Raw genomic sequence first — 18561 nt, 5'->3', positions numbered from 1 at the left:
GAATGCGTTCGTCGCTCGCTTCACTGATATTTGTCTTGGTCTGCGCTCTTATGGGGTGCAGCCAGTCTTATCATTGGAGTAAGAGCCATCCCGCTTACCACAAGGCACCCTACGGAGAGTTAGCCGTCGGTGGAGTTCAATCCGCCTTTGTGCTGACCCGCACCGCATGGTTTGCCAATCGTCTAGAAATCCCCAACGACAGCATCCAGCTGAAGATGACCGCCTTCTGCGCCCAGTTTATGCTGGACGAACTGAGAGGCGGCTACAACAAGCTGGACGTCCTGCCGGATAGCGCCATTTCCAAGTTCCCGGAAGAAAGTCAGAAAATCGACGAACGTATTTTCCTGAAAGGAAAACTTCCTGAACAAGGCGTCGTCGTAAAGGACTCCGCAGGAAATGTTCCGCCTGTGATTTTGTTGATCCACGAAGTCATTATCGGCACGGACCTGAAGCGCGAGGATTTCTTTGACTACGACCTCATCCATAACGAAGCCCAAGTCAAGAAACTGGTGGACAATATTACCGCCATCGTTTCCTATACGTTGTGGGATAACGAGAAGCAGCGTCCGCTGTTCAGCGCCATCGATGAAATTCAACATCCCGTAAAGGTGTTGACTATGGATGACATGCGCGCCCTCATCCGCAAGATTGTCCAGCAAATCCGCACCAACATGTACACAGGAGCAAAGTAATGAAGAAGATTCTCTTTGCCCTAACCCTAGTCATGTTCTTTGTTGCAAGCGCATTTGCAGGCGATATCTACTTTGATTCCAAATGGACCTTGTGGAGTGACGCAGACATTCTGATCTGGACTCCGGATCCGGAACCGGCCCTAGACATCAAGGAATTCTGTCTGTCCCTACGTCGTTCCAATTCTGGCATCGGTATTCCCAAGTGTCGTGTCTTTGGTGAATGGGAACGTGATTCCATTGCAGTCCGTTACGCCAACTGGCTCAGCGCCAATATGGATCCCACCCTGGACGCAAGCTACTTAAAGGCAAGGCATCCAGCCATGTCCGCAAAAATCCAGACTCTGGAAGATCGCATCGTCCTGTTTATCGCAGACAAGGGCAGCTTCCTTCAGATCGCCATCTTTGACGAAACCGCAAACACGCCCAAGGCCGCAGGCACCGTCCGTAAGACCTCCGACAAAGTCGCCCTGGGGGATGATATTGCAGACACCTTCTTTGATCGTCAGACCAAGCGCCGCCTCAGCAAGGAAGAACGTTTAAAGCAAGCCGCCGAGCCGGATGAGTACTTCAAGGAAGTTCCCAACTTTAGGGCTTGGGCAGGCGTCTCCGCAGGTTATGCCCAGGCACAATTCCCCCTCACTCCAGATGATTGGTACTCAAGCCACGTCAAGAGCCAAGTCCGCAACTATCGTATCACGAAGGATTCCGTCAGCCTCTGGAATTTTATAGATGATTCCACCCCGTTATTTACTTTGTATGCAGGAGGCATCTGGTACGGCTTCATCGGCGGCGAAATTTTCTATCGCTATTCCAGCCATAAGGTTAAAACAGACAGCAAGGACACCATCTATAAGGAACTGGACCACTGGGACTTTTACCAGCACGAAGTAGGCCTAAACGTCATGTTCTCCAAGACCTACGATCCCTTCAAGTGGTTGGACATCCATCTCTTCGGTTTCCTCGGGTTCCAATACAGTTTCTATGTGGAAGATATCGAGCTGAAGGACGACGTCAAGAAACCTTCCAAGGCATACAGTTCCCGAATCCGCTTTGAAGATGTGTATAAGGGAGCCCTCCTAGGTTTCGGATCCCAGTTCGTCTTTCTGGACCATTACGCAGTAAGTGCACGCACAGGGATGTCCAGCCGCGGAAAGAACGTCTATTCGGACCCCACGCCGGATGCAGCCGCGGAACCGACCACAATCGGGGCGTCCACCATTGACTGGTTTATCAGTTTTGGTCTTGAATACCACTGGAGTTTATAAATCACAGCCGGCGGTGTTTTTGCGATTTTTCTAGATTTGCGCCCACTATGAGTGAAAATCAAGAAGTTGTAAAAGAAGAAAAAGTTAATCCGTTTTTGACTCCGATTAATATTATCGAACCCGAGCACAAGCTCCCCGACTACACTTTTGACATGCTGCCGGAAGAACAGAAGGCTATCCTGGCAAGCCACGGCTGGACTGACCTGATGCCTGTCCAGCGCAAGACCATGCCCTACATGCTGGCAGCCCGCGATATGCTGGTCCAGTCCAAGACCGGTTCCGGAAAGACCGGCGCTTACGTGCTGCCCCTCCTGCAGGTGATTGTCCGTGACCATGTGTTCCCCCAGGCATTGATCCTGGTGCCCACCCGCGAATTGGCTATCCAGGTGCAGGACGAAGTGCAGAAACTTTCCGCCGGCACCGGCATTAAGTCTGTCGCCATCTTCGGCGGCGTTTCCTACGAACCCCAGCTGAAGGCTCTTAAGGAAGGCGTTCACATTATCGTCGCCACCCCGGGTCGTTTGATGGACCATGTGCAGCGCGGCAACGTGGACTTTTTGGACGTTCGTGACCTGATTCTGGACGAAGCCGACGAAATGCTTTCCATGGGATTCTATCCCGACATGCAGAAGATCCGCAAGTATCTTCCCAAGCAGCTGGCCTGCACCATGTTCAGTGCCACCATTCCCCAGACCGTCAAGAGCCTGGCCCGCGAATTCCAGCGTCCGTCTGCAGAATTCCTTTCCCTGTCCTACGACAAGGTGATTGCAAACAACCTGGAACACCGCTGGTATTCCTGCGACGTGATGGACAAGGACTCCATGACCATCAAGGTTCTGGAATACGAAAATCCCGAAAGCTGCATGATTTTCTGTAACAAGAAGTGCGATGTCAGCTATCTGGAACAGGTTCTGTCCGGATACGGCTTTAACGTTGGCGCCCTCTCTGGCGATGTCTCCCAGAGCCTTCGCGAAAAGACCCTCAACGCCTTCCGCGATAAGAAGCTGCGCATCCTGATTTGTACGGACGTGGCAGCCCGCGGTATCGACGTGGATCACGTCACCCATGTGATTGTTTACGACCATCCCGATGACCACGAAGTATACGTACATCGTAGCGGACGTACCGCCCGTGCAGGCCGTAGCGGCGTATGTATTTCTCTCATTACTCCGGTGGAAGAAATTGAAATCAAGAAGACTGCCTCCGACTTCGGCATCAACTTCATCAAGCAGGAACCTCTGACCAACGAAGCCATCGCCAAGAAGGTTGCTGAACGCACCAAGGCAAAGCTCCAGGAAGTGAGCAAGCACTTCGGCGGCCAGAAGGCCAAGGAACGCATCAGTCACTTCATCCCCCTGGCAAAGGAACTGGCAAACGGAAGTCAGGACGACCAGATGCTCCTCGCCTACCTGCTGGACAGATACGTGTGGAAGAAGTAGAAACTAGAGACTAGAGACTAGAGACTAGAGATTAGGGTATAGAGATTTGCAGGAAAAACTTGCTGAAATATCCCCTAACCCCTAAAGGTATATTATGGCTAAGATTAAAGTTAAATCCGCAAAAGAAATTGAACTGATCCGCGATGCAGGTGCTCTGGCTGCAGAAACCCTGATTCGCGCAGGCGAAATGTGCAAGCCCGGCGTTTCCACCCTGGAAATCGATGAATTCATCGGTGACTACACCCGCCAGCACAAGGGCATCTCCGCCTGTAAGGGTTACCACGGCTATCCCCGCTACGCATGCATCAGCATCAATGAAGTGGTGTGCCATGGCATTCCCAGCGCAAACACCATCCTGAAGGATGGAGACATCGTGAACATCGACATTACCACCATCCTCCAGGGCTACCACGGCGATACCTCCGCCATGTTCTGCGTTGGCAAGGTCAGCAAGCTGGCTCAGGAACTGGTGGACACCGCCAAGTTCGCTATGGAAGAAGGCATCCGCGCCGCAGGTGAACAGGGTGCCCGCTGGTACGACATCGGTAACGCCATCCAGGACATCGCCGACGAACACGGCTTCAGCGTGGTGCAGGACTACTGCGGTCATGGCATCGGTCGTGGCTTCCACGAAGATCCCCTGGTGTTCCACTTCCGTAACAACGAATATCCCTCCTTCATCGAAGTGGGTAACGTATTCACCATCGAGCCCATGCTGAACGCAGGCCGTCCGGGTACCAAGACCCTGTCCGACGGTTGGACCGCAGTTACTCGCGATGGTTCCTTGAGCGCACAGTGGGAACACACCATGGTTCGCACCAAGGATGGAATTGAAATTCTGACCCTGCCCCGCTAATGTCTCTACTTAGTAATCTCCGCGACAAGGCTGTCGAGAAATTTGTACGGAATCACGAACTGGTCCGCCGGTTCGGTGACGTCCAGACCATTTCCATCGACTCTGAACAAGGTATTATCGATGCCTCCGTTCTCCTGCACGGCGAAATCGCCCCCATCTCTTTTCGCGGGTTCTACTACCTGGACGACGCACAGTCCGGAACGGATCTCGTGATTCGGAAAATCACCTGCGAGAGAATCTGGATCAACGAGGCTCTAGACTACTGGCTGGGAGACAGAACCCTACGGTACAACGTTCCTGGCCTTGCGGGCGGCATTGCTAAAATCCTGTTTTAATATATATTATAGAGCATGTTCACAAGAGCATGCTTTTTTTGAGGTCCCGTATGGATAAAAAGGAAAACAAGAAAGAAACTGCCGAAAAGCTGAAGGACAAGATCACCAACATTCTCCTGGATGTCATTACCGACATTCCGGAATCGCTGTACGAAAAGTCCGACGAGCAGGCCGCCAAGGTTAGAAAGCTTATTACCCAGGCGTCCCTGAAGGCATCCGCAGTCAGTGCCACTCTTTCTGTTCCCGCAGGTCTTACCGGCGTACTTACCTCCATTCCGGACATTGTTGCCGTGTGGCGAATCCAGGCGCAGTTGGTCGCAGATATTGCAGCCACCTATGGTAAGATCGGCCTGTTGAGCCGCGAAGCCATGGTCTGGTGCCTGTTCCGCCATAGCGCAGCCTCCCTCATGCGAGACGTTGTGGTTCGTACCGGCAGCCGCCTAGTGGTGCAAAAGCTATCCCTCACCGCCCTCCAGAAGATTGTCCAGAAAATCGGCCTGAAGATTTCCACCAAGTTCATCGGACGTGCAGCCCTCCGTGCCATCCCCGCTATTGGCGCACTGGGTAACGGAGCCTACACGTACTACGATACTACGGAAGTGGGTAAGACAGCAGACTCCTATTTCAAGGCTCTGTCTGACCAGCCCACCGTAACGGAAGCAGAAATCGTAGAACCCAGCCCGACTAATGAAGAAAAGTAGTTTCGCGATTTTACTTTTCCTCCTTCTGGGGCTTTTCTCCATCAGTATCGTTGGCGAAAAAATCCCCATGAATGACGGGGCGGGCTTTGACGGCGAATTCTACAGGACCGTCGCAGAAAACTTTACCTCGGATATCCTGAACAAGGGTTACGATAACTTTCGCATCCAGCGAATCTTTCCCTTTTTCCTGATCAATCTCGCTTTTGGAACCTTGGGGATCGAGGCCACCCATCAGAACCTAATGCATGCCATGATTGGACTGCATTACGCCAACCTGCTTCTGCTGATTTTCCTGTTCTGCCAAATGGCTCGTCACCTCCGCTGGAAAGAATCCACCTGCATCGTTCTTTTCGCCTGCTTTTTCCTGAATCACTTTTTCCTGAAAAACTGCGGTTACGAACTTTATCAGACAGACGCCTTTGCCCTCAGTATCGCCATGGGTTCCTACCTGTTATACTTGAAAGGATTCCACAAGGCGGCCATTGGCGTAGGCTCCCTAGGCATCATCACCTGGCCCCTTGTTGCCGAGCAGATTTTCATTCTCACCCTGTTCCATAAAAAAGCCGAAGGGTCCGTTCCCGCAATCCCCAACCTGGTCAAGAAAGCCTTTGCTCCTGCCACCGCAGGTCTCTATGCGCTAGTGATTCTTGGTATCACCGGGGTATTTTTAATTACGGGCAATCAGCACTGGCTGGGTATTCTTCTGCATATCAATCCGGATATCACCCCCTCCCCAGTAGTAACCGCATTGTCCCTGGTTGTATTCACGGGAGTGCTGGTCATTGCGCTCAGGGCAATCCCCTGGGACATCTGGGTCCATCCCAAGGAATTCATCAAGAAGTTCCCCTGGAAGAGATTCGTCCTGATTCTTGGTATCGCATTGATTTCCAGATTGCTGCTGAAGCACCTGTCCAACGACGAACTAGTATCCAACCCCATCATTTTCAGCCTGCAGATTCTGTTCAGGCCCATCAAGTATCCCCTGATTCCCCTGGCGGGACTGGTGGTGTACTACGGGATACTACCCTGCCTCATTATCCTGAAGTTCAAGGAATTCTGTCGGGCATTCTCTCGCCAGTCCCTGGGACACCTGATTTTACTCCTTATTATATTAGGTTTCTCCCTGGATAGCGAAAGCCGCCACATGACCAGTTTCATGCCCATCCTGCTTTTGCCCCTGGGCAAAGTGCTGGACCAGATGAATCTTGAGAAAAGGGCCGTTGCAATTCTTGTAGCCCTCCAGTTGCTGCTTTCCCACTTCTTTTTCCCCATCAACACCCCTGAATTGCCCGAAAAACTTCAAAATTGGGATTTTAACAACTGGATAGCACAGCGCTACTTTATGAACTATGGAGCCTTCATGGATCACCATAGTTACCTAATTTGGCTCGTTTTGGGCATTTTGGCCCTGATCTGCACCCGTTTGGCCATCAAAAAGCACTAGGGGGCTTTAAGTTCCCAGAATTATTTTCTATCTTTGGGCGCAACTCAAATAAACATCAACTCCATTTGTGGAAAAAAAAATGAAAAACATTACTACTCACAGAAATATTGGTATTTCTGCCCACATTGACTCCGGTAAGACCACTCTTACCGAACGTATCCTCTACTACACCAAGCGTATTCACGCTATCCACGAAGTTCGTGGTAAGGACGGTGTGGGTGCCACGATGGACTCCATGGAACTCGAACGCGAACGCGGCATCACCATTCAGTCTGCTGCTACCTTCGCAAGCTGGACCCACACTAAGTCTGGCGAAGCCGACACCATTAACATCATCGATACCCCGGGGCACGTGGACTTCACTATCGAAGTTGAACGTTCTCTCCGTGTGCTTGACGGTGCTATCCTCGTTCTTACTGGCGTGGAAGGCGTTCAGTCTCAGTCTATTACCGTTGACCGCCAGATGAAGCGCTACCATGTGCCTCGTGTTGTGTTTGTCAACAAGTGCGACCGTTCCGGTGCAAATCCGCTCCGCGTTGCAGTGATGCTCCAGGAAAAGCTGAACCACAAGCCCTGCGTCATGCAGATTCCTATCGGTCTGGAAGACCAGCTGAAGGGTGTGGTTGACCTGGTTGAAATGAAGGCTTACTACTTCGAAGGCGACAACGGCGACGACATGCGCGAAACCGAAATTCCTGCTGAACTGGCTGACCAGGCTCAGGAATACCGCGAAAAGCTGGTTGACTGCTGCGCTGACTACAACGACGAAATCATGGAACTTGCTATGGAAGGCAAGTACGGCGTTGACGAAATCGACAAGGCTCTCATCAAGAAGACCATCCGCGAAGCTTGCATTAGCCTCGACGTGACCCCCGTGTTCATGGGCTCCGCTCATAAGAACATCGGTATCCAGAAGCTCCTGGACGGTGTTGTGGACTACCTCCCGAACCCGACCGAAGTTGAAAACAAGGCTCTCGACCTGAACAACGAAGAAGCAGAAGTTGTTCTGAAGTCCGAAGACAACGCTCCCATGGTCTCCTACGCATTTAAGCTGGTGAACGACCGCTACGGTCAGCTGACCTACATCCGCGTATACCAGGGTGTGATCAAGAAGGGTGACATGATCACCAACATCTCCACTGGCAAGAAGGTTTCCGTTGGCCGTCTCGTTCGTATGCACGCTGACGAAATGGTGGATATCACCGAAGCTGGTGCAGGCGACATCGTTGCTCTGTTCGGTATTGACTGCGCATCCGGTACTACCTTTACCGATGGCAAGAACAACTACAACATGACCTCCATGCACGTTCCTAACCCGGTTATCGAATTGGTGATCGAAGCTAAGAACCGTGACGACCTGGACAACATGTCCAAGGCTCTGAACCGCTTCACTAAGGAAGACCCGACTTTCCAGGTCGAAGTGAACAAGGAATCTGGCGAAACCATCATCAAGGGTATGGGCGAACTTCACCTGGACGTTTACATCGAACGTATGCGTCGTGAATACAAGGTTGACGTTCAGACTGGTGCTCCGCAGGTTGCATACCGCGAAACCATCACTCGTTCTTCCAAGTTCGACTACACTCATAAGAAGCAGACCGGTGGTAGCGGTCAGTACGCTAAGGTTGTCGGCGAAATGCGTCCGATGGCTGTTGAAGGCGACTCCGAAAAGGTTTACAACTTCGTTAACTCCGTCGTTGGCGGCCGTATTCCTAAGGAATACATCCCGTCCTGCGATAAGGGCTTCCAGAGCTGCATGCAGGCTGGTTCCTTGATCGGCTTCCCGGTTGTGGGTATCGAAATGGACGTTCAGGATGGTGCTTTCCACCCCGTTGACTCTTCCGATATGGCCTTCCAGGTTGCTGCTCGTATGGCTTTCCGCGAAGCTTTCGCTAAGGCTGGCGCTCAGATCCTCGAACCGATCATGAAGGTTGAAATCCAGACCCCGACCGAATTCCAGGGTTCCGTTGTTGGTAACGTTTCTCAGCGTCGTGGTACCATCGTTGGTACTAACGAAGAACTGGGCATGACCACCATCACCGCTGAAGTTCCGCTGTCCGAAATGTTCGGTTACGCAACTGACCTGCGTTCTATGACTCAGGGTAAGGCTGAATTCACCATGGAATTTGCAAAGTACTCTCCGGTGCCGCGCAACATCCAGGAAGAACTCATCAAGAAGTACGGCGACAAGGCTGGCGCAAGAGCTTAACACGACCGCATGGGCTAAGGCAGGATAAAACCTCTCGTAAGCCCACGCTCTCGCTAAAACAAAGACCTCGGTTAACACCGAGGTTTTTGTTTTGCTCACAGGGAAACCATCACTGAACATCATTCTTATTCAAGTAGAAAAGTCCCGCGATATTTCGCGGGACTTCTTTATTTGGATTTCGCACAACACAGAGAAGGCATTTTACCGACGCCTCCCCATATAAAAAGAACCCTGCGAGGCGAGCCCGCAGGGTTCAGTGGAATTAGAAGAGAACAAGTGTGCTTCCTACCTAATCTACTCCGCGGTTAGAGGCCGGCATCCCGTCTCGAAAACCAGAATAGGTTGGAAGCACATTGATAATATACACCACGTTCATTCCCCGGGAAGACTTTTTATTCAAAACGCCACTCCCAGGAAAAACATTCTAAAATGGATTATGCCACAATGTTCTAAGGAATTCTAGACCTTGGAACTGGACGACTTTGTTCGGGACTTAGCTTCTCGCCACAGTTCCTGAAGACGTTCCGGAGTTTCTTCCTTCATTTCCTTGCCTTCGTCACGGGCCAGCTGTTCTACCACGCGGAAACGTTTCTCGAATTTACTGTTGGCTCGTTCCAGAGCAAGGGCCGCATTGAACCCGCAATGACGGGCCACGTTCACCAGGCTGAACAAAATATCGCCGAACTCGTCTTCCATACGGTCCACGTTTGGATTTTCCGAAGTCGCCGCTTGCATTTCGGAACGGAATTCACTAAATTCTTCCACGGCCTTATTGAACACAGGTTCCGCCTCAATCCAGTCAAAGCCAACCTTTGCTGCACGGCGTTGTATTTCCTGGGCACGGGCCAGCGTGGGCATGCTCTTGCTTACTTTGTCCATAGCGGACTTCCCCGCCATATCCTGATTATTCTTTTCCGCGGCCTTAATACGTTCCCAACGTCGGGTGACCTCGCTTGCGTCGTCCACCTTAGCATCGCCAAAAACGTGAGGGTGACGGCGGATCATTTTCTCACAGATACCCTGCACCACATCGTCGATGCAGAAGTCTCCGTTGTCCTTTGCAACCTGAGAGTGGAAAACCACCTGGAAGAGAACATCCCCCAGTTCCTCGGCCATATGGACCTTGTCGCCAGCCTGGGCGGCATCGATATACTCGTGGGATTCTTCCACCAAGTAAGGCAACAAAGACTGATGCGTCTGCTTGCGGTCCCAGGGGCAGCCATTTTCCGAGCGGAGAGTGGCCATGATTTTCACAAGATCGTCAAAGGTGTATTTCATATGGCACAAGATAGAAAGAGTATGACCCAGATTTTTTTTGATTTTGAACCCAGCAGGATTGTTCCGCCCGTGATCAATGAAAGAGCGGGTTCAGACATTCACGAAATTCGGGATGAGGAATTTCCCTTGCTACTTCGGGAATCCAAGCTCAGGCCCAAGCAGTTGTATTACAGGGGAACGTTACCGCCTGCAGATTCCTTCGGGGTGGGCATGGTAGGAACAAGACGCCCCAGCAATTCCGCCAAGGAGTTATGCCGCCGGCTGGTGAATTCCCTCATGGGGACAAAGGCGATTGTCATCTCCGGGCTGGCTCAGGGTATCGACAGCTACTGTCACGAGGCCGCCCTCGATGCGGGAATCCCTACAGTAGCGGTCATCGCCCAAGGCCTAGAGACGCCCCTCACCGGCGACAGGCGGGTACTGGCCCAACGCATTGTGGAATCGGGTGGCGCCATCGTTACAGAATACCCGGGGGACTTTCCCAGCTATCGCGGGACCTTCCCTGCAAGAAACCGCATCATCAGCGGAATGAGTCGGGCCATCGTCCTTGTCCAGAGCAAGACCAAGGGCGGCGCCCTGATTACCGCCGACTATTGCCTCCAGGAGGGGAAGCTACTTCTGGCCGTTCCGGGAGACTTCGATAGCGAGGCCGCCAGCGGGCCCAACCTTTACCTGGACCAAGGGAAGGCCACACCCATTTTCAGGCCCGAGAGCCTGCCTCTGGCGGCAGGAATACCCAAGGTGCAGTCCTTGAACGGGAAATGCGCTGCAGAGGCTACAGCAAGCCTTTCTGGCCTCTCCCAGGTGGGATGCGACCTATCTCAGGAGGCAATCCAGCTTTTTAAGCAGTTCCAGGGATTCCGGAAGACTTTTTCGGAAATTCAGAAAGATTGTAACTTTAAGGCTGGCAATATTTTAGCTATATTAACAGAGCTCGAGATCGCAGGTCTAGTCGAAACTCGGGACAATTATCAATTCTATTTCAGTGGGAGCAATTAGATTGAGCAAGCGTTTCTTCATTCCTCTTCTGGTACTGACGCTGGCTACCATCGTGGTAGTCTTCTCTCTAGTATTCGGGAAGAATAGCATCACGCAGCAGCGCAGACTCACCCGCGAAATCACCAGCTACCAGACCACCATCGATTCCCTCCAGAAGATCATCGACGAACGCAATCTCACCATCCAGAGATTAAGAAACGATTCGCTGTATATCGAGGAACAACTAAGAGTCAAGTACGGAATGAGCCGCAAAGGGGAACGGGTCTTCCAATTCGTCAAGTAGCTTGAGTACTCCGCTTTCGTTCCGGGGGTGGCATTGGTCTCGCCCTCCGCTCCTTACGCTGCGCTCCAGTCACCCGCTCCGCGGAGTCGGTTGATCCCAACGTCACTCCCCTCCACTACCGCGTCGAGGGTCGTTTCCTATAAAACATCGGGTCAGTCGTTTTGTCGCGTTCGTTGCGCGGCATTTCTTTTGTCCTTCCCTCCATTCCCTAAATCTCGGGATGGCCGCAGGAACTATCCCGAAGCGTCCCGAAACGAAACATCCTGAAACTACAATACGTTCCATCGGGAACCAACACACGTCTGCGGAGATGGAGGATAGGGTGTTTACGAGCGACGACTCCGGCTCTGCCGGGTGAAGCCCCTTTGGGGCTGAGCGGAGGAGCGACGAACACCCTGTCCGGAATCGCAGCAGACAAAACACAACCAGCCCGGAGCGATAGCAGGCCAGAACATCAAGCCATCTTGCTGGCGTCGGTATGTCCAGTTTTCTCCACTTTCCCTGCGAAGTAGCTGTAAGCTGCAGGCACGATAAAGAGTGTCATGAAGGTGGCGAACGTAAGGCCGCCGGCAATGGCCACACCCATTGCGATGCGGCTAGGGGTGCCCGTGAGGATCAGGGGCACAGCGCCCAACACCGTAGAAAGGCTGGTCATGAGGATTGGGCGGAAGCGGCGTTCTGCAGCTTGCCTAGCCGCTTCAAGCTTGGAACATCCCGTAGCAGCCGCAATCTGATTTGCAAATTCCACAATCAAGATGCCGTTCTTCGTCACCAACGCAATCAAAAGAATCAAGGCGATTTCACTGAAGATGTTCAAGGTCTGACCCGTAAGGAATAAACAAGCCAGAGCGCCTGCCAATGCCAGCGGAACCGTAAAGAAGATTACCAAGGGAGCGCGGAAGCTTTCAAACTGACCCGCCAGCACCAGGAACACAAGGGCCAAGGCCAGCAAGAACACAATGTACAGGCCGGAGGAACTTTCCTCGAATTCCTTGGAGGATCCGCTCAAAGCGGTGCTCACATTCGGGTAATCCTTCAGCACATTGTGGGCAATGCGGCGCATTTCTTCCACGCCATCGCCAATAGTCTTTCCGGGAACCAAACCCGCCTGAATTGTCGCAGCGCTAAAGCGGTTGTATCGCGGTAGCGACGGCGATGCAGACTGTTCCTTGTAGGTAATGAAGTTGTCCACACTTACAGATTCACCCTTGCTGTTCTTCACCGTCAGCAAAGACAAGCTCTGAGGCGTAGCGCGGTACTGGTAACCAACAGCACCGAGAATATCGTACTGGCGGCCATCCTTGTAGAATTCACCATAAGTCTGATCACTGATGGAAAGCTGGATAGCCTGGGCAATATCATTCACAGACACGCCTTCTTCCGCAGCCTTGTCTCGGAGAATTTCAATGTGGAGTTCCGGCTTGGTAAAGCGCAAATTTGTATTCACCACGCTGAACACAGGACTCTTGCCGGCCTCTTCCATAAACTTAGGAACCAAGGTGCGCAAGGTTTCAATGGAACCCGCCTGCAGCACAAACTGAACCGGCAAGCCACCGCGCTGTGTACTAATGCTCTGAGGTTCAAACACCATCACACGCAAATCCGGATATTCGCTACCCAGCACCTGGATGGCGCGAGCAATTTCACTCTGAGGGCGACGTTTTTCCTTGTCGTCACTTAATGAAATTCGAATCATGGAAGAACCTGCGCTGCGGGCACCCGACTGAATTTCCTTATATTCGCTAGTATCCATCAATGCGGAAGCTTCTTCAACGAAGGCCTCGGCCATACGGCGTGTACGAGTGAGGGAAACACCTTCGGGCATACTGACGTTCACCATGATTGCGCCGGAGTCTTCCGTAGGAGCCATTTCGCTACTCATGTTGTTGAAGCAGAAGTAGGCCGCAAACAAAAGACCAGCCACAATGGGGAACAGTAACCAGCGCAACTTCAGGAACCCACCCAGCAAGAACGCATAACCGCGATTCAGACCATCAAAGAAAGGTTCTGTCCAAGTGTAGAAACGGCCCTTCTTCTGATGCTTCAGGAATTTAGAACAAAGCATGGGAGAAAGAGTCAGTGCGCACAGGGTAGAAAGGAAAACCGTACCGATCATCACCGCAACGAATTCGCGGAAAAGAAGACCCGTGGTACCGCCCATGGCAAGCACAGGAACGAACACCGCCATCAACACCACAGAGGTCGCTATGACCGCAAAGAAGATTTCGTTGGTGCCGGCGATTGCAGCCTGCTTGGGAGTCATGCCCTTTTCAATCTTGTCGTAAATGTTTTCCACAATCACAATGGCATCATCCACCACAAGGCCGATAGCCAGCACCATTGCAAGCAATGTCAAAACGTTAATACTGAAACCGCAAAGGTAAAGCACAAAGAAGCTACCAATTACAGCCACCGGCACAACCACCATAGGGATAATGGTGGTACGGCCCTGACGGAGGAACGCAAAGATAATTCCAATAACCAGGAGGAACGCGATAAAGATGGTCTCCACCACTTCCTTGATGGATGCGCGGATGTTGATGGAAGTATCGCGGCCTTCCAGCAGTTCCACGCCTTCGGGCAAGTTGCGGCGAATGTCCGCCACACGCTTGTAGTATTCGTCGGCGATTTCCACATGGTTACTGCCGGGCTGAGCCATCAAAGCAATAGCTACCGTGTTCTTGCCGTTACGCTTAAAGCCCGTGCGTGGATCCTTAGGTTCGTAATGAATCTTGGCTACGTCAGACACATGAATCACGGTGCCGTCCGCAGCAGTCTTCACCACAATGTTTCCGAATTCCTTGGGGTCAATGACGCGGCCCAAAGTACGGATAGAAAGCGTACTTTCGCTACCTTCGATAGAGCCTGCGGGCAATTCCAGGTTTCCCTTCTTCAGGGCGGCACTCATCTCGCTTCCAGAAACGCCAAGAGCCTGCATACGGATGGGATCAATCCACAAACGTACCGTAGGCTGCTTTTCGCCCCACAGGTTCACTTCGGAAACGCCAGGAATTGTCTGCAGACGTTCCTTCACCTGGTTGCGGGCGATTTCGGAAACTTCCATGGCGTCATGGGTTTCGCTAATCAAGCTTGCAATAATAATGGGGTCGTTGTCGGAGTCGTTCTTGTAAACCGTAGGCTCGTCCACATCATCGGGCAGCTTACGGCGAACACGGCTCACGCGGTCACGGATATCGTTGGCAGCCGCCTCAAGGTCCGTGCCTGTCTCGAATTCAACGCTAATGTAGGAGTAGCCATCAGAGCTAGTAGAAGTCAGCGCCTTAATACCAGAAGCGCTGTTGATGGACGCTTCCAGAACTTCAGTCACTTCCGCTTCCACCACCGCAGCATTTGCGCCGGAGTAGGAAGTACGGACCTGAATAATGGGAGAATCTACGTTAGGATATTCGCGGACACCCAGGTTGCTTGCGCCAAAGGCACCCAGCAAGATGATGACAAGAGCCATCACCGTCATCAATACTGGACGGCGTACAGAAAGGTTTGCTACACTCATAGTCCACCTTCCTTATTCAATCTCGTAATCTGTATTGTTGCGAATTTCTTTAATGCGAACACCAGCGCCATTACGCATGCTGATGAGGCCAGAGGTCACCACCGTGTCGCCTTCCGTAAGGCCGGAATGAACGTCCACTGCAATGGGCGTACGGAGGCCAGTCTGTACGTAAGTCTGCACAGCCTTGCCATCGCGAACTACATAGACGAAGGCGCCGTCCTTATCCAAAGTCAAAGCTTCTGCAGGAACAGGAATAGCCTGAGTAAGACCCGTAGAAAGATTGACGCTAACCTTAGCATAGCTACCCGCAATCAGTTCGCCCTTGGAATTATCCACTTCCACCATAATCTGGCGAGTACGGCTGCTTTCAGACATGGTTGCATCCAAAGCCTTAACCTTACCAGCTTTGTTAATGCCGCGTTCTTCATCACGCAGGTCGATCATATCGCCAATCTTAAGATTAGACGCATAGCGCTGCGGTAAAGCAAACTTGGCCTTCAATTTTTTCACTTCACTTAGCGTTGCAATGGAAGTACCTGTAGTCATCCAGGCGCCTACAGAAACATTGACAAAGCCCAGTTTTCCGCTAAAGGGAGCGCGAACTTCGGTCTTTGCAATCTGGGCCTTGATCAGTTCCACGCTTGCATCCGCAGACTTTAAATTAGCATCGGCAGCTTCCAGATCCGTCTGGGTGGCAGCATTCTTTTCTACCAGCCCCTGAGTACGTTCCATCTTCTGCTTTGCAAGCTGCTGGCTGGATTCAGCCTGTTTCAGCTGAGCCCTCAGTTCAGAATCGTCAATCTTTGCCAGGAGAGCTCCCTTCTGAACGTTGGCGCCATCCTTAGCGAAAAGCTTCACCAGACGGCCGCTAGCAGCAGCAGTCAGTTCTACGCTATTCATGGCGTCGAGAGTTGCCATGGTCTGAAAACTTTGATTTGCCTCGTGGATTTTGGCGATATAGCCTTCTACAGCATATGTTTTATTGCCTCGACCACTGGGACCGCCAGGTCCACCCTTACCAGCGCTTGCACCCTTCGGGGCATCCTTACTGGAAGGAGCCTTAAAGGCCGGGACCTTTGCTCCGGGGGCATCATCACCACCGCAGGCAACCATCGCAACGGACACCGCTACAGCAACTAAAAGGGACAAAAATCTTTTTTCTTTAATGGTTTTCATATCACTCATTTAGATGCTTAAAAAATGTTTCTGTTGCGTGAAATTGATCCTTACCCTCTAGAATTTCACGTTCATCAAGACGCCACTGCCATCCCCATAGAACTCAGGAACAAACTGAATTCTTTCGGAAAAAGCTCTAGAAGAAGTCTTGCGATAAATTCGAACGGCATCCAACATGGAGATTACGCGGTTCAGCACAAGTGCACCTGCGCTTGCCTGGAATACGATGCGGCTCACGCGATAATGACGCAAGCGACTCTTGTACTCTTCCATATGTTCTGTAGTCTCGGGATTATCGGAACTACCCCAGTCCCACTGAATACTGGCATCAAGTTCTTCATCGATCTTCTTGCCGGAACGGATCATGGCCTGGTTGTAATCCTCATCCATATCCGGAGAGGAATTCTGCCCAGCAACACCGCCACGACTACGATAGTCCCCCACCTTGTTCAGCATGGAAGTTTTCTTGCTATTGGTGGTGAGGCCAGCATGTCGAACAGCGTAGTCATGGGCAGACGTAATATAGCGTTCGCCAATAAAGTAGGAACCAAAAGTGGTCACCCAAAGAGCAACATCCGTCCAGACGAAAGGACGCACAAGGTTCTTTTCACCTAGGTACAGCTCACCCATACCGGGAAGCAAGGCAGATGCGCCAACGGCAAGAGCCAGGCTCTTATCGCGGTTCTTGCTCACCGTTTCGTCAACGGAAATCACCACCTGGGAAAAGGCGGTTGCGGCGGCAAGCAACAGGACGCAAAGAATCTTCATTAAAATCCCCAGCTAGCCTGAACGTTTACGCCAAAGCCATTGAACAGCTGAATGCCGCTGTCAAAATGAAGATGGTCATACCAGGACAGGTCTTCCTGATACAAGGTCTTGTTGAAAGAGCTTGCGGAAAGAGCAGCGTCCACAGCAGAGACAATGTGGTTCAGAATCAAACCGCCAAAGAACCAAGCCTGCATGTCTGCATAGTCGTTGGCCTTGCTACGGAGAGAACGATACTTCTTCATGTTATCGGAAGAGCCCAGCACTTCCGTTGCGGAATTAGGATCTTTCAGGCCCAGGTTAGTGGCAACGGTTTCATCGGTGACGTCATCCCAACCCAGCACGTAAGCATTGTCAGAGAGCAACTGATAAACAGCGGAGGCGTCGTCGAACTTGACGTTATCCATTTCGTCTCCCAGGCTCACAGGATTTCTCACAAAGTCATCCTTAAACTGATCGTCATTGGCATACAGTTTATCCTTGCTGTAGCAACCGCGTTCATTTGCCTTATCATAAATGCCATCGCAGAAGGTCTCTCGAGTACCCAAGTAGCGGCTACGGAATTCGTCGGCATAGTTCACTGCGTCCTGATGGTACAGGTCACGCATCTTGCTTTCGTAACGGCCGATAGAATAATGATTCTTGGCGAATTTCTTGTACTTCTTCATCTGGTCGTTGTACTTGTAGACAGAGAAGTAATACCAACCGCTCCAGAGGGCAGCTTCCAACGCCAGGTAAACGCCACCGCGGGCATAAGTGAAATTGGAACCGCCCACGTACATCTGACCAGAGCCAGGAATGACGAGGGACATGAACAAAGCCTTACGCGGGCTCTTGTAACGGCCCTTCATTTCGTCAATACCATTCACCTTGGACACCTTAACCGGGCCAAGAAGGTCACGACGGCTCATGGAACTGCTAGAGGCAACTGCCACAGAACTACTGGAAGTTGCAGCCGCGATGGAGTCTGCCTTTGCCTTTTCTGCGGCAGCCACAGAGTCAGCAATCATCTGAGCCACAGCGGCAGAGTCACGGGCGATAGCATCCAGGTCTTCTTGGATGCGAGCCTTTTCAGCGTATTCCTGCATGGCAGCATTATAGGCTTCTTCCATGTTGCCGTACTTGTTTTCAGAAGCAACGGCGGCAGGATCATCCACGCTCTTTGCACTATCAGCAGCAGCGGCCTGAGCCTGCTGGGCAGCCATTTCCATATTGCGGCGCTTTTCTTCTGCGGCAGCCCTGTACATTTCTTCCTGACGCTTTTCTTCAGCCTTCTGCTCTGCGGCAGCCTTTTCTTCGGCAGCCTTCTTATCCGCAGCGGCCTTTTCTTCAGCCAACTTCTTTTCCTCTGCGGCCTTCTTTTCAGCTGCTAGACGTTCCGCTTCCGCTTTTTCTGCAGCGGCCTTTTCTTCGGCAGCTTTCTTCTCGGCGGCGGCCTTTGCTTCGGCAGCCTTCACGGAATCAGCCTTAGCCTGTTCAGCTGCGGTTTCTTCCGCTTCAAACTCAGCAAAAAGATCCCTCGGTTGAGCGAAGGAATTGGACACAAACAAACCAGCCACGAGGGCCATCGCATTAATAAACGTAAACTTGCGCATACCCTAAAAA

At 51.8% G+C, this 18561-nt stretch carries 15 protein-coding genes; 10 read left to right on the top strand and 5 right to left on the bottom strand.

Annotation, left to right across the window (positions count from 1 at the left end):
- Positions 1 to 2: 2 nt before the first annotated feature.
- The 8 genes from BUB59_RS03830 to fusA all read left to right on the top strand — a co-directional run bounded on the left by BUB59_RS03830 (position 3) and on the right by fusA (position 8941).
- Positions 3 to 692, top strand: a complete 690-nt coding sequence (locus BUB59_RS03830; RefSeq protein WP_073225786.1) for a hypothetical protein — start codon at positions 3 to 5, stop codon at positions 690 to 692.
- Positions 692 to 1957, top strand: coding sequence for a hypothetical protein (locus BUB59_RS03825; RefSeq protein ID WP_073225784.1), 1266 nt, complete (start codon positions 692 to 694; stop codon positions 1955 to 1957). The genes BUB59_RS03830 and BUB59_RS03825 overlap by 1 nt, the downstream gene beginning before the upstream one ends.
- 47 nt (positions 1958 to 2004) lie before the next feature.
- On the top strand, positions 2005 to 3396 hold the full coding sequence (locus BUB59_RS03820) for a DEAD/DEAH box helicase (protein ID WP_073225783.1): 1392 nt from the start codon (positions 2005 to 2007) through the stop codon (positions 3394 to 3396).
- A 94-nt stretch (positions 3397 to 3490) separates the two neighbouring features.
- Positions 3491 to 4252, top strand: a complete 762-nt coding sequence (gene map, locus BUB59_RS03815; RefSeq protein WP_073225781.1) for a type I methionyl aminopeptidase — start codon at positions 3491 to 3493, stop codon at positions 4250 to 4252.
- Positions 4252 to 4587 (top strand): hypothetical protein, encoded by a 336-nt coding sequence (locus BUB59_RS03810; protein ID WP_073225779.1) that lies wholly within the window; start codon positions 4252 to 4254, stop codon positions 4585 to 4587. Before map ends, BUB59_RS03810 begins: the two co-directional genes overlap by 1 nt.
- 29 nt (positions 4588 to 4616) lie before the next feature.
- On the top strand, positions 4617 to 5288 hold the full coding sequence (locus BUB59_RS03805; RefSeq protein ID WP_369806265.1) for an EcsC family protein: 672 nt from the start codon (positions 4617 to 4619) through the stop codon (positions 5286 to 5288).
- Positions 5275 to 6732: a hypothetical protein gene (locus BUB59_RS03800; RefSeq protein WP_073225775.1), complete on the top strand. Its 1458-nt coding sequence runs from the start codon at positions 5275 to 5277 to the stop codon at positions 6730 to 6732. The genes BUB59_RS03805 and BUB59_RS03800 overlap by 14 nt, the downstream gene beginning before the upstream one ends.
- Before the next feature lie 79 nt (positions 6733 to 6811).
- Positions 6812 to 8941, top strand: coding sequence for an elongation factor G (gene fusA / locus BUB59_RS03795; protein WP_073225774.1), 2130 nt, complete (start codon positions 6812 to 6814; stop codon positions 8939 to 8941).
- A 459-nt stretch (positions 8942 to 9400) separates the two neighbouring features.
- On the opposite strand, the gene mazG is transcribed toward fusA, so the two are convergent.
- A complete protein-coding gene (mazG, locus tag BUB59_RS03790; protein WP_073225772.1) occupies positions 9401 to 10219 on the bottom strand; it encodes a nucleoside triphosphate pyrophosphohydrolase in 819 nt (272 codons plus the stop codon).
- Between mazG and dprA the strand changes: the two genes are divergently transcribed.
- Both dprA and BUB59_RS03780 read left to right on the top strand, forming a co-directional pair.
- Positions 10220 to 11218, top strand: coding sequence for a DNA-processing protein DprA (dprA, locus tag BUB59_RS03785; protein WP_234979921.1), 999 nt, complete (start codon positions 10220 to 10222; stop codon positions 11216 to 11218).
- Position 11219: 1 nt separating this feature from the next.
- Positions 11220 to 11501 carry an FtsB family cell division protein gene (locus tag BUB59_RS03780; protein WP_073225770.1) on the top strand — a complete coding sequence of 94 codons (282 nt, stop codon included), beginning with the start codon at positions 11220 to 11222 and terminating at the stop codon, positions 11499 to 11501.
- Between the two features lie 454 nt (positions 11502 to 11955).
- Here the strand turns inward: BUB59_RS03780 and BUB59_RS03775 are convergent, their stop codons facing one another.
- The 4 genes from BUB59_RS03775 to BUB59_RS03760 are packed head-to-tail and all read right to left on the bottom strand — an operon-like array spanning position 11956 to position 18551.
- Positions 11956 to 15015, bottom strand: a complete 3060-nt coding sequence (locus tag BUB59_RS03775) for an efflux RND transporter permease subunit (RefSeq protein WP_073225768.1) — start codon at positions 15013 to 15015, stop codon at positions 11956 to 11958.
- 12 nt (positions 15016 to 15027) lie between these two features.
- Positions 15028 to 16191 carry an efflux RND transporter periplasmic adaptor subunit gene (locus BUB59_RS03770; protein WP_073226080.1) on the bottom strand — a complete coding sequence of 388 codons (1164 nt, stop codon included), beginning with the start codon at positions 16189 to 16191 and terminating at the stop codon, positions 15028 to 15030.
- A gap of 57 nt (positions 16192 to 16248) precedes the next feature.
- The gene (locus BUB59_RS03765; protein ID WP_073225767.1) at positions 16249 to 16959 is read right to left on the bottom strand and encodes a hypothetical protein; all 711 of its coding nucleotides are present in this window, start codon (positions 16957 to 16959) and stop codon (positions 16249 to 16251) included.
- Positions 16959 to 18551, bottom strand: a complete 1593-nt coding sequence (locus BUB59_RS03760) for a DUF5683 domain-containing protein (protein WP_073225765.1) — start codon at positions 18549 to 18551, stop codon at positions 16959 to 16961. The genes BUB59_RS03765 and BUB59_RS03760 overlap by 1 nt, the downstream gene beginning before the upstream one ends.
- Between the last annotated feature and the right edge of the window lie 10 nt (positions 18552 to 18561).

Source organism: Fibrobacter sp. UWEL (assembly GCF_900142535.1).
Taxonomy (GTDB): domain Bacteria; phylum Fibrobacterota; class Fibrobacteria; order Fibrobacterales; family Fibrobacteraceae; genus Fibrobacter.
This window is presented reverse-complemented; position numbering and strand designations above follow the sequence as displayed.